This is a genomic window from Brevundimonas mediterranea (assembly GCF_014196125.1).
Taxonomy (GTDB): domain Bacteria; phylum Pseudomonadota; class Alphaproteobacteria; order Caulobacterales; family Caulobacteraceae; genus Brevundimonas; species Brevundimonas mediterranea.
In genome coordinates this window covers 972142-985331 of sequence record NZ_JACIDA010000001.1, presented here as the reverse complement: position 1 = coordinate 985331, position 13190 = coordinate 972142, and the positions used below count along the sequence as shown (strand labels likewise).

Below are 13190 nucleotides of genomic sequence, written 5' to 3'. Positions count from 1 at the left end.
CCCATTCTAGTAAGAAGGCCCGGAGATCGCTCTCCGGGCCTTCTTCGTCGAGACTACCAGCGCCAGGCGTCGCGGATGACGTCGATGATGTAGCCGTCACGCTCGTCGATCAGATAGATCGTATTGTCGACCAGAACCCAGCGCGCGCCCTCAGGCGGATAGCCGAGACCATAGGTGCGCCAGTCGCCCAGTCGATACCGCCAGAAGGTGTCCGGCAGATAATCGCCGGCCGACCAGTCGCGGCCCCAATAGGAGCGGGGCACGCTGTAGTAGCCCCAGCCCGGCGCGAAATAGAACCCCATGCGGACGCCGCTGTAGCCATGGAAGCGACGGTCATCCCGCCACCAGTCGGACCGGTGGTTGCGATAGAAGTCGCGCCGCCACTGATCACTGCTGAAGCGACGGCGGAATTCGTCGTGCCGGTCGCGGTTCTGGTTCCAGCCAGAGCCCGGCCGGTGGGGCTGGCCGGGCCGCGTGTGACCATTGTCGGGCCGATCCGGCCGGTTCCAGCCGCCGTCCGGGCGATGGGGCCGCCCGACGCTGTCGCCCGGGCGATCCGGTAGGCCGCCGCTTGACGGGCGGTCAGGGCGAGATCCGCCGGTCTGGGGTCGGTCGGGGCGAGTCCAACCGCCCTCGGGACGGTCGGGACGAGGCGGCCGGCCGGGGTTGGCGCCTTCCGGGCGGCCGGGCCTGACGTAGGGACGATCCGGCCGTGCGCCGCCGTAATTCGGACGATCGGGCCTGTCGGCCCCTGTCTGCGGGCGGTCCGGACGCGCCGGCCGTGTCTCACCGAAACTGGGTCGCTCCGGACGGGGCTCGGGACGCGCAGGCGCTTCCGGCCGGGATTGTAAAGGACGGTTCGGCGCGGGACGCTCGCCCCGCGTGATCTGCGGCCTTTGGGGGCGGTCGGCGTCGCGTTGTTCGCGGTCGGGCTGACGGTCCTGGGCCAGGGCCTGGATCGGGGCGGCCAGCGGGGCGCCCAGGGCGGCGACGGCGGTGAAAGCCATCAGGAGGCGTTTCATGGTCTTTTCATTCCTGCACGCTGGTTTTCCAGCGGCTTAAGGTGATGATCGCGCTTGGTCGATGAACCCCGGCTGAATGCCGGATAGGGGACGCCCCAGACAAAAGCCCCGCGAGATTTCCTCGCGGGGCTTGTCGGCTCAACGGCTCAGCGTCCTCAATAGACGTTGGACAGGACGCTGGCGATCAGGCCCGTGGCGACCGCGACCATCAGAATGTCGCTGCCGGCGTGGACGTAGCGATAGCCGCGAGGCGCTTCGCGAAGACCATAGAAATACGGGTCGCGGACATAATAGGTCCGGTACTGCGACGGCAGATAGCCGCCCGTCCGCCAGCGATAGCCGTAGTAACGGGGTTCGACCCGGTAATAGCCGTAGCTGGGCGCGTACCAGTATCCCGAGCGCGGGCCGTTGTAGCCCCGGAAGTCCGACCGGCCGCGCCACCAGTTGCGATTGTTGCGATCCCAGCGGTCATCGCGGCGTTCGTGGCGGAAGTCGCGACGGTCGTCCCACCGGTCATGACGATAATCCTGCCGATTGTCGTAGCGGCCCTGACGCCAGTCACGACGGTCGTCGCGGCGTTCCGAGCGGTAGTCTCGCCGGTCGTCGCGGCGGTCCTGGCGATATTCCCGACGATCGTCGCGGCTCTGCGCCTCGGCCAGCAGGGGAACGGCCGTGGTGGACAGGGCGATAGCGACAACAGCGGCCTTGGTGAGGCGGTTCATCTGCGTGCTCCATTCTGGGCCGCCGACGGAAACGACGAACTGGCCCGTTAATGAGGTGAAGGTCGGATTTCGCGCCTGAACGCGTCCTGAATGACCGTGTCAGGATCGAAATGCGGATTGCGGCTGCGTGTCGCGGCCCCCAGATGCGAGGCACGCCACAGGAAAGACCGCCGCAATGACCGCTCCGATCCAGCTCTGGTACTGGCCCACGCCGAATGGATGGAAGGTGTCCATCGCGCTGGAGGAGATGGGGCTGGCCTATGAGGTCAAGCCGGTGAACATCGGAACGGGTGAGCAGTTCGAGCCTGGGTTCCAGGCCATCAGTCCGAACGGCCGCATGCCCGCCATCGTCGATCCGGAGGGGCCGGGCGGCCAACCGATCTCGATCTTCGAATCCGGCGCAATCCTGCAGTATCTCGGTGACAAATCCGGCCGCTTCTATCCGACCGAGGCGCGAGCGCGCGTCGAGGTGAACGAGTGGCTATTCTGGCAGGTCGGAGGCCTGGGCCCGATGGCGGGTCAGACCCACCATTTCCGCCAGTATGCGCCCGCCATGATCCGCGACCAGCGCCAGATCGCCTATGGGGTGCAGCGCTATACGAACGAGACCCACCGTCTGTATGGCGTCATGGATCGACGTCTGAAGGACCGCGACTATCTGGCGGGCGACTATTCGATCGCCGACATGGCCGCCTGGCCGTGGATATTGCCGACGCTGCAGGGGCAGACTCTGGCGGACTTTCCGCATCTGGCGGCCTGGATGGATCGGGTCGGGTCGAGGCCCGGGGTCAAGGCCGGGCGTGCTCTGCTGGAAGATCGGCGTGGAAACGCCGGCGCGGCGGGCAAGGACGCAGAGGCGGCGCGCAGGGTCCTATTCGGTCAGCGGGCCACCAAGACGTAAACAAGCCCCTTCCAAATCGTATCGGAACGCTGAACGCTTTTGGCAGTATTCATTCCTGCTTTACTTAAAAGTTTGGCGGCGCTTTGCGCCGTTAACTTTAACTTCAAACCGGCGGTATTTGATGCGGTATCAGAGGCGGGCCCAGAACGGCGCCCGTTCAGGAGATACGGTAATGAACGCGCAAGAAATGGCGCACGACCTGCAGGCCGACGTGGAAGTCGTGTCCTTGCCGCTGCCGACCGTCGACATGTCGGGCGACGACCTGTTCAAGCTGGGCATGATGTATTCGGCCGGTTCGGGCGGTTGCCCGATGGACCGGGTTTCGGCTCACATGATCTTCAACCTGGCCGCCATGAAGGGTTCGATCGAGGCGCGCGTCTATCGCCGCGAGATGAGCCAGGAGATGGAGCGCGAAGAGATCGCCGAGGCCCAGAAGGCCGCCCGTCGCTATATCGACGCCGGCGTGGTGCGGCTGGCCGCCTGAGACTTCAGAAGGTGGCGTAGCCGTTGCCGTTCGATCCATTGATCGAATAGCTGAAGCCGATGGGCAGGGCGGCGCGCACCTGGGTGAAGAAGGCGGCGAGTTCGCCCAGGGTCGACCGCGGCACGAAAATGATGTCGCCCCGACGCAGGGCCACGACCTCGCCGCGACGCGGGCGCAGGTCCACCACCCGCATCATGCGCGATCCGCCGGGACCACGCCGGATCAGGGCCGCGCGCTCGGGCTTGCCCGACGGCAGGAAGCCGCCCGCCTGGACCACGGCCTGGTAGGCGTCCAGATCGCCGGTCATCTCGATCACGCCCGGGGTCCGCACCTCGCCGTCGATCCAGACGCGGATCGGCCCTGCCTGGCGCAACGTCACCTCCACGACCGGCCGCACCAGTTGCGAGGCGTAGGCCGAAGACACCTCCCGCTCCAACTCCGGCAAGGTCCGGTCCGCCGCCATGACCTGGCCGACCAGGGGCAGGGCGACCCGACCGTCGGGTCCGACCTTCAGGGTGCGGGTCAATTCAGATGCGGTGGGCAGGGCCACCTCGATCTCGTCCCCCGGATAAAGCAGATAATCCGGCTCTTCGTCCGTCCAGTCGGCGAAAGGGATGTTGGGGAAGTCGCCGCGTCCCGCCGCCTCGACTCGCTGCACGTCGCCCCTCGGGCGCGGCATCCGGGCGGCGTTGCCGCCGCAGGCCGCCAGGGCGGCGCAGCCCGATCCAAGGGCCAGCAGGAATAGTCGGCGATCTGGCGTCATGGAATCGATCTGGTCCGACGAAAGGAGCGTTGGGTCGCAGACTCGCCGCTTATGGGTAACCGATGGTTAACGCCGGTGGGCGAAAGGTGGATTCGCAAGAGACTTTCCAGGATTCGGCCCGCCTATGCGCTCGACGGCATATGTCACGACCCGACCGCGCTACGGCGTGCTGGACGTCGTCGGCCTGCTGTTCCGCGAACTGCTGCTGATGATCATCGTCTTCCTGGTGATCTTCGCTCTGGGCGCCGCCGCCGCCTTCACCCTGAAGAAGAACTACACGGCCCAGGGCGCGGTCTTCGCCGGCGTGGGACAGGAATATGTCTATCAACCGCGCGTCGGCACGGCCGAGCGGGGCCAGGCTCCACAGGGCGACGAGGTCGCCAATTCCGAGGCCGCGATCCTGAGTTCGGGGCAGGTGCGCCAGCGCGTGGTCGAGGCGCTGGGGCCGGCGGCGATCCTGGGCAAGACGCCGACGGGATCACGGGACCGGGCAGAGGCGGCGGCGCGCAAGCTGATCGGCGCCAGTCTGAGCGTCGGCACCGCGCCGGGCAGCGCGATCATCCGTCTGAGCTACGAGGCCGACGACCCGGAGCGTGCGGCGCGCGTGCTGAACACGGTGATCGAGCAATATCTGGCCTATCGCCGCGAGGTCTTCCAAGACAAGACTCCCGCCATCGCCACCCAGAGACTGGCGTTCCAGGATGATCTGAACGCGGCGGATCAAGCCTATGAGCAGTTCCTGACGACCAATGACATCGGTGACTTCACGGCGGCCAAGACCACGCTGGCGGCCGTCTATCAGACGGTCTTCACCGACCGGCTATCGACCCAGAGCCAGCTGAACCAGACCAGCCAGAGGCTGAACACTCTGGTGGCGCAGCAGGCGGCGACCCCGGCGGAGGTGGCGCTTCAGCAGGACCTGAACATCTCGGCCCAGGATCAGGTGCTGCAACTGCGGACCGAGCGGGAACAGCTGCTGTCGCGCTATCAGCCGGACGCCCAGCCTGTGAGGGACATCGAGGCGCGGATCGCCCAGCTGCAGGCCTATGTGGGCACGGGAACGGCGGTGGGGGCCAAGGAGGTCCGCACCGGGCCGAACCCTGTCTGGACCGAGCTGGAGACCAACCGGATCAACACCCAGGCCGACCGCGACGCCCTTGCGGCGAGGCTCTCGGCGCTGGATCGTCAGTTGACGGACATTCGGTCGCGGCAGGCCCGGCTGACGGCGCTGGAGTCCGAAAACGCGACCCTGGCCGGCAATCGCGAAGTCCTGACCGCCAATATTCGCGAGTTCCAGCAGCGCGAGAGCCAGAGCCGGGCGGACAACGCCCTGGTCGCCGCCGGCGCCGACAACGTCACCGTGATCGAACGCGCCCAGCCCCCCTCGACCGGCAAGAGCCTGAAGGCGCCGGCCCTGGCGGCGGTCTTCCTGTTCGCCGCCTTCACCGCCCTGTGCATCGGCCTGCTGCGGATCTTCTCGCGGCGCGGCTTTGCAACGCCGGACTCGGTGCGGCGGACGCTGGATATGCCGGTCCTGGCCGTGGCTCCGGCGAAGGCGCACTAGCCTCATGCCCGTGTTAGGCTGAGCCGATGGAGCGCGTGGCGATTCGATGGTCGATCTGACGTCCGAAATGGCGGGCCTGTGGGCGGCGCTGGGTCCGGCGCCGGCGCACCGCGCTCGCGTGATCCAGTTCGCCGCCGCCACGACCGGAGAAGGCGTCTCGACCGTAGCGCGGGAGTTCGCGCGCCTGGCCGCTGTCCGCGCGCGCAAGCCGGTCTGGCTGGTGGACGGGGATCTGGCCCAGCAGGGTCAGCTCGAAGCCATCGCCGCCGAACCGGATCGGTTCGGCCAACTGGGCAAGCCGGCCCAGGCCTCGCCCGACGGCTCCAGCTTCTTCGCCGTCACGCCGGCGCCGACGGGACGGGACGGCAAGCCGATTCCGCCCGCGCGCCTGCTGACTGCGCGATCCTGCCTGGGCGGCCGGTTGTGGATCACGCGATTCCACATGGAGGCCCTGCGCTCTGGCCACCGGGTCGAGGCGATCGGCGAGGCCGGCTATTGGGACGCCCTGCGGCCGCACGCCGACACCATCGTCATCGACAGCCCGGCCGCCGACCGCAACGACATGGCGATCATCCTGGCGCCCTTCGTGGACATGACGGTTCTGGTGGTCGCGGCCGGCGGCGCGACCGCGAGCGGACCGGTGATCCTGCGCGACGAGATTGAGGCGGTCGGCGGCCGCATCGCCGGGGTGGTCATGAACCGCTCGACCTACAAGCCGCCGAAATTCCTGAGCCGGCTGGCGGGCTAGGCGCGCCTTCGCAACATGGCCGCGCCGTATAATTTCGGTTCGAACCCTTTGGTCCAGAAGACCTTTCCCAGGCCGCGCGCGGTGCGGTCCAGGGTTTCGGCGCGGGCGGGGCGGCGCAGCAGGGTCAGGGCGAGGGAGGCGAGGCCCCAGACGGCGGCCTGGGCGACGCCGATCAGCATCCAGCGGGCGACGCCGGGCCAGTCTCGGCGGGCGGCGGCCATCTGGCTGGGGCTCTGGCCATAGGCGAAGGCGCGCAGCAGGGCGTAGTTCAGGGTGGCGCGGTCGGGGGGCGCGAACTCGTCCACCCAGGCGTCGGCGGCCCAGCCGAACCGGCCGCCGCGCGCTTGCAGGGCGGTGAAGAGACGGTCGTCCTCGCCGCCGGTCTGGTCCATGGCGGTGTCGAAGGGCGCGGGGCCGGGCAGGGCGGAGGCGCGGACCATCAGACTGTTGCCGCAGCCGTGAATCTGGTCGGTCAGGCCGGTCTGTGTCGGGCCGTCGCGGCCGAAGAAGCGCTCGAGATATGCGGCGGTCCAGCCGGTTCCGTCGGGCGCCCGACCGCGGATCGGGCCGAACAGGACGTCGGCGCCCGTTTGGGCCTGAGCTTGCAGCAGTGCGGCCAGCCAGCCGGGGGAGGCGGCCTCGTCGTCGTCGAGGAAGGCGATCAGGGGGGCGTCGGTGGCGGCCAGGCCGATGTTCCGGGCCGTGGCGACGCCGGGGACCGGGGCGTGGGCGTAGGTCAGGGGAACCGGCGCCTCGACGCGCAGGCGGTCGATCAGGGCGGCGGCCGAGCCGTCGGGGTCATTGTCGGCGACGACCACGGCGGCGATCCGGTCCAGCGATCCAACCTGGGCGAAGACCGAGCGCAGGGCGCGCTCCAGCATGGCGGGGCGGCGCAGGGTGGGAATGAGGACGGCGACGTCCCGCATCAGATGGCGTCCGCATAGACGGCCGCGCGGTACAGGCGCAGGGCGAAGGCGCGGGTGCGGGTCGGCAACAGGGGCGACAGGGCGGCGCCCCTGGCCATGCGACGGATCAGCGGCTGGGACGGCAGGCGTTTCAGGGCGCGGGCGGCCTTGTAGCTGGGGTAGGTCTGGATGATGGCCGGGTGCAGGGCGACGACGCGGGCGAAGTTGGCGGCGCCCTGGTCGAACTTGCGCGCCAGGTCCGGCACGGTGTCCAGGCCCATGTGGGTGGCGGGGTTGTCGATGTGGACCACCTGGAACCGGCGGGCGACCCGCATGGCCCATTCGACGTCTTCCCAGCCCCAGCCGGTGAAACCGGGGTCGAAGGATTCGACGGCGAAGACATCGCGCCGGACCAGCAGGTTGGAGGTGTAAACGTATTTCTCGGGCGTCTTGGCGCGCTGGGCGGCGCGGACGCATTCACTGGCGCCGGACAGGGCGCGGTGGACGGCGAAGCGGCGGTCGCGCGGCGCCTGTTTCAGCGAGAAGCCGCCGAAGGCCACGGCCGGATCGTCGCGCGCGATCAGATCGACCCAGGTCTGGAGGAAGCGCGGGCTGTCCGGCTTCATGTCGCTGTCGAGGAACAGCCAGGAGCCGGCGCGGGCGGCGATGGTCAGCCGGTTGCGACCGCGCGCCCGGCCTTCGTTGGCGGACAGGGTGACGAGCCGGGCGGGCAGGGCCAGTGCGTCCAGCGCCGCCTTCAGCCGGGCGGTCAGGGCGGCGTCGCCCGTGCCGTCGTCCAGCAGGATCAGCTCGACCCGGCCGGCCAGGGCGGCGCCTTCCGTATTCAGCCGGCGCAGCAAGGGCTCGGGATCGTCGCGCAGGAAGGGGATCAGGACCGACAGGGCGGGTCGGGCGGCGGCCCAGCCGGGGTTGTCGTGAATATCGGCGCGGGAGCCGCTCATGCCGTCGCCCCTCTTCGGGCCTGGATCAGGCGGTTCAGCACGTCGCGCACCCCGGCGGCGTTCAGGGTCAGCGCCAGGGCCGCATAGACCAGTCCGCCGACGCTCGCGTCCAGCACCAATTCGACAAAACCGCCCAGCGGCGGAAGCCTCCAGACCACCAGGGCCATGCCGGTCGAGGCCACGCCGCACCGGATCAGGGCTTCCCACGGAATGGGCAGGGCGATGGCGCGGCGGCTGATGAGCAGGCAGGCGACCAGGCCTATGGCGAAGCTGAGGGCCGTGGCGACGGCGGCGCCCAGGACGCCCAGTCGGGGGATCAGGACCAGGTTCAAAACGATATTGGCGAGGGCGGGAATGGCCATGGTGATGAGCAGCAGGCCGGTCTTCTTGCCCAGAGTGAAGCCGAAGCCGAAATAATAGGCGATCAGGCCGGACATAAAGGCCGAAGCCGCGATCCAGGGCGTGACCAGGGCGGCGGCGACGCGCAGCTCGGGGCCGATCATCAGCTCGGCCAGGGGGCGGGCGACCAGGGACAGGCCGACGGCGGCGGGCAGGCCGATCAGGATCAGGGTCGAGCCCTGTTCCAGCGCCGTCTGGCGCAGGGCCTCGCGGCCGCCGCGCTCCAGCGCCATGACCATGGCCGGGGCGCCGGCTGCGCCCAGCCAGATGAACATCACGTCCAGGGTGCGGTTCGCCAGGCTGTAGCTGGCGTGATAGGCGCCGACCGCCGCCGCATCCATGAAGGCGGCCAGCAGGAAACGGTCGGTCGAGGCCAGGACCAGGGCCAGGGTCAGCGACGCCGCGATCGGATAGCCGTAGGCGGCGTAAGCTTTCAGCCGCGCGCGATCCACGGTTCCGCCGGCCGACTGGCGCAGTTCGCCCGGCAGGATGAAGGGCAGGGCGAACAGGGGGGCGATCATCAGCCCCAGCATGGGCGAGGCCGCGCCGGCGCCGGCCAGGGCGAAACCGGCCCCGACAAGAAAGCCCAGAACGGCGACGCCCATGTCCACCGAGGCGGCCTTGGACACCTCGCCGGCGGCGCGGTAGCGCTCCTGCGCCAGCTTGGCGAGGTTCCGGATCGGGGCTCCGGCCAGGCCGAAGCCGATCGCGAGCTTGAAGGCCGGGGTCAGGGGCAACAGCCAGACCGTCACGGCGGCGACCGGCAAGAAGACGGCGATGACCGTGAAGGAGGTGCGGTACAGGCTGGCGAAATGGGTCGCCAGTCCGTCGGGGGTGTGCTCCGCCGCCCAGAAGCGCGCCATGGACGCCTCCAGCCAGGTGAAGGTCGCCGTATGGGCCAGGGACGTCACTGAAAACGCCAGGGCGTAGCGGCCGAAATCCTCGGGGCTGAGCAGGCGGGTGAAGACGACGATGGTCAGGAAACCGACCACGCCCTGGACGATCTGGGCCGGCAGATAGCCCCAGACGCCGCGCCAGAACATGCGCTTCTCGCTCACCGCACGGCCGCCCGGTCGCCCAGCAGGACGGGGATGGTGATCAGGATGATCCACAGATCCAGCCAGAAGGACTGGCGCTGGATATAGTCGATGTCCAGTTCGACGCGGCGGCGCACCTCGGCCTCGGTGTCCACCGGACCGCGCGACCCGCGAACGGCGGCCCAGCCGGTCATGCCCGGCTTGATGCGATGGCGGTGGGCGTATTCGGCGACCAGAAGCGCGGATTCGGTCTCGCCGGTCCTCATACCGATGGCGTGGGGGCGCGGGCCGACCAAGGACATCTCGCCCCTGAGCACGTTGAACAACTGGGGCAGTTCATCCAGGCTGGAGGCGCGGATGAAACGGCCGACGCGGGTGACGCGGTCGTCGTCGGCGACGACCTGGCGGCTGGCGGTCGCATCGGCGTCGCAGTGACGCATCGAGCGGAACTTCCACACCACGATGGTCTCCTGGTTGAAGCCATGGCGACGCTGGCGGAACAGGATCGGGCCGGGACTGTCCAGCCGCACGGCCAGGGCGACGGCCGCCATGACCGGGGCGAAGACGACCAGGGCCAGGGCGCCGATTACCAGATCCTGCACCCGTTTGGCGAAGGCGCGGCGGTCGTCGTCGGGGGCGGCGCCGATTTCGGCCAAGGACGGACCGGCCAGACGGTTCAGCGCCGCCTCACGACTGGCGTCGGAATCGAACAGGACGGTCAGGGGATTGGGCAGGGTCTCCAGACGGCGCGTCAGCTCGCGGACCCGCGCCCCGGCTTCGGCGTCGATCGCCAGAACGATCCGATCGACATAGGGCAGCATGCGATGGGTCAGCAGGGCGTTGGCCCCGCCCAGCACCGGCACGCCGGCCAGGCGGTCGGGCGAGCGGGCCAGACGGTCGTCGAACACGCCCAGCACGTTCAGGTCGCGCCGATCCAGCGCCCGCTGGATCAGGGCCTCGGCGTTTCGGGTCGCCCCGACGATGACGATATTGGGCGACAGCAGGCCCTGCCGCCGCCACCGGGCCGCCAAGACCCGCCATAAGCCGTGCAGGGCGGCCAGACAGACCGTGGCCGCAAGACCCCAGGGCAAAACCGGCCCCAGGCCGTGCCCGTCCAGGCCCAGGCCGACCAGCAGCGCCGCCATGATCGCCAGGGCGACGATTCCGACGACCCCGACTAGGTGGAGCAGGGGCGTCGGCTCCGGTCCGAAACGATACAGGCCCAGGCTGCGCAACAAGGCCAGGGCGACGACGACGCCGGTCGCCAGGGGCAGGACGGCGCCGACGGTCAGGGTCTTCACATCCAGAGACCCCAGCGACCACAGCGCCAGAACGGCCAGGCCGACGACGGCCACAACATCGGCGGCGCGGAAATAATAGGCGGCCAGGCGCACGGTCGAGCGCTGGCGCGCGTTCCGCCACACCTCCGGCCGGAAAGGCCCGCGTTCGGCATGCGGCGCGAGGCTTTCGGACGCGCAGCCGTTCGCGCTCGCCGCGGTCGGCGCGGCAAGGGGATGGGCGCAGTCGGGGATGTCGATCCGGAGTTTCCGCACGGCCGCACCGTGCATACGCCGCCTCTATGTCGCGTTAACAACAGGTCTTTGTCTCGAACCGGATTGCACGACGCATCATGCTCGGCTATCGAGCCCTTCGCTGGAGACGTGGCCGAGTGGCTGAAGGCAACGGTTTGCTAAATCGTCGTACCCTGTAAGGGGTACCGAGGGTTCGAATCCCTCCGTCTCCGCCATCTGCCTTTTCCAATAAATCTGACGCTCGGCAGCGGTTGTGTCGTCGAACTTGCCGCTTCGAGAGCGGCGACCTAGGCTCATCAGGTGTCGCCGCAAGGCGGCGTCTCCGGAGCCTTAGCATGTCCGATGCCTCGCTGATTCTGTCCCGACGCGATCTGGATTTCATTCTTTACGAATGGCTGGAGGTCGAGCGGCTGACGCAGCGGGCGCGGTTCGCGGATCATGATCGAGTGTCGTTCGACGGGGTGCTGGACACTTGCGCCCAGATCGCCGCCGATTGGTTTGCGCCACACAATCGCAAGGCCGATCAGAACGAGCCGACCTTCGACGGCGAGCGGGTGACGATGATCCCCGAGGTGGCCGAGGCCCTGGCGGCGTTTCGCGAGGCGGGGCTGTTTTCGGCGTCGCAGGACTATGATCTGGGCGGGCTGCAACTGCCCAATGTGATCGAGCGCGCCGGTTTCGCCTGGTTCCAGGCGGCCAATGTCGGCACGGCCGCCTATCCGTTCCTGACGATTGGGGCGGCCAATCTGCTGAAGACCCACGGCACGGCCGCGCAGATCGACGCCTATGTGCGGCCGATGCTGGAGGGACGGTTCTTCGGCACCATGTGCCTGTCGGAGCCGCAGGCGGGATCGTCGCTGGGCGACATCCGCACCCGCGCGGTTCCGCAGGCCGACGGCAGCTATCGGCTGTTCGGATCGAAGATGTGGATCTCGGGCGGGGACCACGACCTGTCGGAGACCATCGTCCATATGGTGCTGGCGCGGATGGAGGGGGCGCCGGCGGGGGTGAAGGGGATCTCGCTGTTCGTGGTTCCCAAGCATCTGCTGGACGAGAGCGGCGCGCCGGGCGAGCGCAACGACGTTGTTCTGGCCGGGCTGAACCACAAGATGGGCTATCGCGGCACGACCAACACCCTGCTGAACTTCGGTGAAGGCCGGCATGCGCCGGGCGGGCAGGGGGGCGCGGTCGGCTGGCTGGTCGGGGCGCCGCATCAGGGGCTGGCCGCCATGTTCCACATGATGAACGAGGCGCGGATCGGGGTTGGGGCGGGGGCGGCGGCCCTGGGATACACCGGCTATCTGCACGCCCTGGACTATGCGCGCGGGCGGCCGCAGGGACGGCCCCTGTCGGCCAAGGATCCCGCCAGTCCGCCCGTGCCGATCATCCAGCACGCGGACGTGCGCCGCATGCTGCTGGCGCAGAAGGCCTATGCCGAGGGTGCGCTGGGGCTGAACCTGTATTGCGCGCGGCTGACCGACGACCAGACGACGGCCGAGGACGCGGCCGAGCGGGACCGCGCCGGACGGCTGCTGGACATGCTGACGCCCATCGCCAAGAGCTGGCCGTCGCAATGGTGCCTGGAGGGCAACAGCCTGGCGATCCAGGTGCTGGGCGGCTACGGCTATACCCGCGACTATCCGGTCGAGCAGTTCTATCGCGACAACCGGCTGAACCCGATCCACGAGGGCACGCACGGGATCCAGGGGCTGGACCTGTTGGGCCGCAAGGCGATCATGGACGGCGGCTCGGGCCTGAAGCTGCTGGGCGAGACGGTGATGGCCACCGTGGCGCGAGCGTCGGCCGATCCTGAGCTGAACCCCTATGGCGAGGCCCTGGCCCAGGCCATGGGGCGGATCGGCGCGGCCACGGCCACGGTCTGGCAGGACGGCGACCCGGAGCGGGCCCTGGCCAACGCCTCGACCTACCTGGAGGCCGTGGGCCATGCGGTGCTGGCCTGGATCTGGCTGGAGCAGGCGCTGGCGGCGGCGGGCAAGACCGGCGACTTCTACGACGGCAAGCGCCAGGCCGCGCGCTACTTCTTCCGCTGGGAACTGCCCAAGATCGGGCCGATGCTGGACCTGCTGGTCAGCAAGGACGAAACGACGCTGGCGATGCAGGACCGGTGGTTCTGATCAGGCGGCGGGTTGA

12 protein-coding genes and 1 tRNA gene are annotated in these 13190 nt (G+C 69.0%); 6 read left to right on the top strand and 7 right to left on the bottom strand.

Annotated features, from left to right (window positions below; translation table 11 throughout):
- Positions 1-53: 53 nt before the first annotated feature.
- Positions 54-1022, bottom strand: a complete 969-nt coding sequence (locus GGR11_RS16745) for an RcnB family protein (protein ID WP_246331554.1) — start codon at positions 1020-1022, stop codon at positions 54-56.
- 155 nt (positions 1023-1177) lie between these two features.
- Complete coding sequence (locus GGR11_RS05035) at positions 1178-1744, bottom strand: RcnB family protein (RefSeq protein WP_183195666.1); 567 nt, start codon at positions 1742-1744, stop codon at positions 1178-1180.
- 175 nt (positions 1745-1919) lie between these two features.
- Here GGR11_RS05035 and GGR11_RS05030 point away from each other — a divergent pair, with 175 nt between their 5' ends.
- Positions 1920-2645 (top strand): glutathione S-transferase N-terminal domain-containing protein, encoded by a 726-nt coding sequence (locus GGR11_RS05030; protein WP_183195665.1) that lies wholly within the window; start codon positions 1920-1922, stop codon positions 2643-2645.
- 172 nt (positions 2646-2817) lie between these two features.
- On the top strand, positions 2818-3129 hold the full coding sequence (locus GGR11_RS05025) for a hypothetical protein (protein WP_008262819.1): 312 nt from the start codon (positions 2818-2820) through the stop codon (positions 3127-3129).
- 4 nt (positions 3130-3133) lie between these two features.
- Here GGR11_RS05025 and GGR11_RS05020 read toward each other — a convergent pair whose 3' ends face one another.
- On the bottom strand, positions 3134-3892 hold the full coding sequence (locus GGR11_RS05020; protein WP_154726219.1) for a polysaccharide biosynthesis/export family protein: 759 nt from the start codon (positions 3890-3892) through the stop codon (positions 3134-3136).
- 124 nt (positions 3893-4016) lie between these two features.
- Between GGR11_RS05020 and GGR11_RS16865 the strand changes: the two genes are divergently transcribed.
- Positions 4017-5456 carry a GumC family protein gene (locus GGR11_RS16865; protein WP_183195664.1) on the top strand — a complete coding sequence of 480 codons (1440 nt, stop codon included), beginning with the start codon at positions 4017-4019 and terminating at the stop codon, positions 5454-5456.
- Positions 5457-5502: 46 nt separating this feature from the next.
- The gene (locus GGR11_RS05010) at positions 5503-6204 is read left to right on the top strand and encodes a P-loop NTPase family protein (RefSeq protein ID WP_183195663.1); all 702 of its coding nucleotides are present in this window, start codon (positions 5503-5505) and stop codon (positions 6202-6204) included.
- Here the strand turns inward: GGR11_RS05010 and GGR11_RS05005 are convergent.
- The 4 genes from GGR11_RS05005 to GGR11_RS04990 are packed head-to-tail and all read right to left on the bottom strand — an operon-like array spanning position 6201 to position 11075.
- Positions 6201-7130, bottom strand: a complete 930-nt coding sequence (locus GGR11_RS05005; RefSeq protein WP_183195662.1) for a glycosyltransferase family 2 protein — start codon at positions 7128-7130, stop codon at positions 6201-6203. The two genes, GGR11_RS05010 and GGR11_RS05005, sit on opposite strands and share 4 nt — an antisense overlap.
- Positions 7130-8071, bottom strand: coding sequence for a glycosyltransferase (locus GGR11_RS05000; RefSeq protein ID WP_183195661.1), 942 nt, complete (start codon positions 8069-8071; stop codon positions 7130-7132). Before GGR11_RS05000 ends, GGR11_RS05005 begins: the two co-directional genes overlap by 1 nt.
- Complete coding sequence (locus tag GGR11_RS04995) at positions 8068-9513, bottom strand: oligosaccharide flippase family protein (RefSeq protein ID WP_183196381.1); 1446 nt, start codon at positions 9511-9513, stop codon at positions 8068-8070. Before GGR11_RS04995 ends, GGR11_RS05000 begins: the two co-directional genes overlap by 4 nt.
- Before the next feature lie 11 nt (positions 9514-9524).
- A complete protein-coding gene (locus GGR11_RS04990) occupies positions 9525-11075 on the bottom strand; it encodes an exopolysaccharide biosynthesis polyprenyl glycosylphosphotransferase (protein WP_183195660.1) in 1551 nt (516 codons plus the stop codon).
- 87 nt (positions 11076-11162) lie between these two features.
- Between GGR11_RS04990 and GGR11_RS04985 the strand changes: the two genes are divergently transcribed.
- Positions 11163-11254: transfer RNA gene (locus tag GGR11_RS04985), tRNA-Ser, on the top strand.
- A 120-nt stretch (positions 11255-11374) separates the two neighbouring features.
- Positions 11375-13174, top strand: a complete 1800-nt coding sequence (locus tag GGR11_RS04980) for an acyl-CoA dehydrogenase (protein ID WP_183195659.1) — start codon at positions 11375-11377, stop codon at positions 13172-13174.
- Positions 13175-13190: the final 16 nt, after the last annotated feature.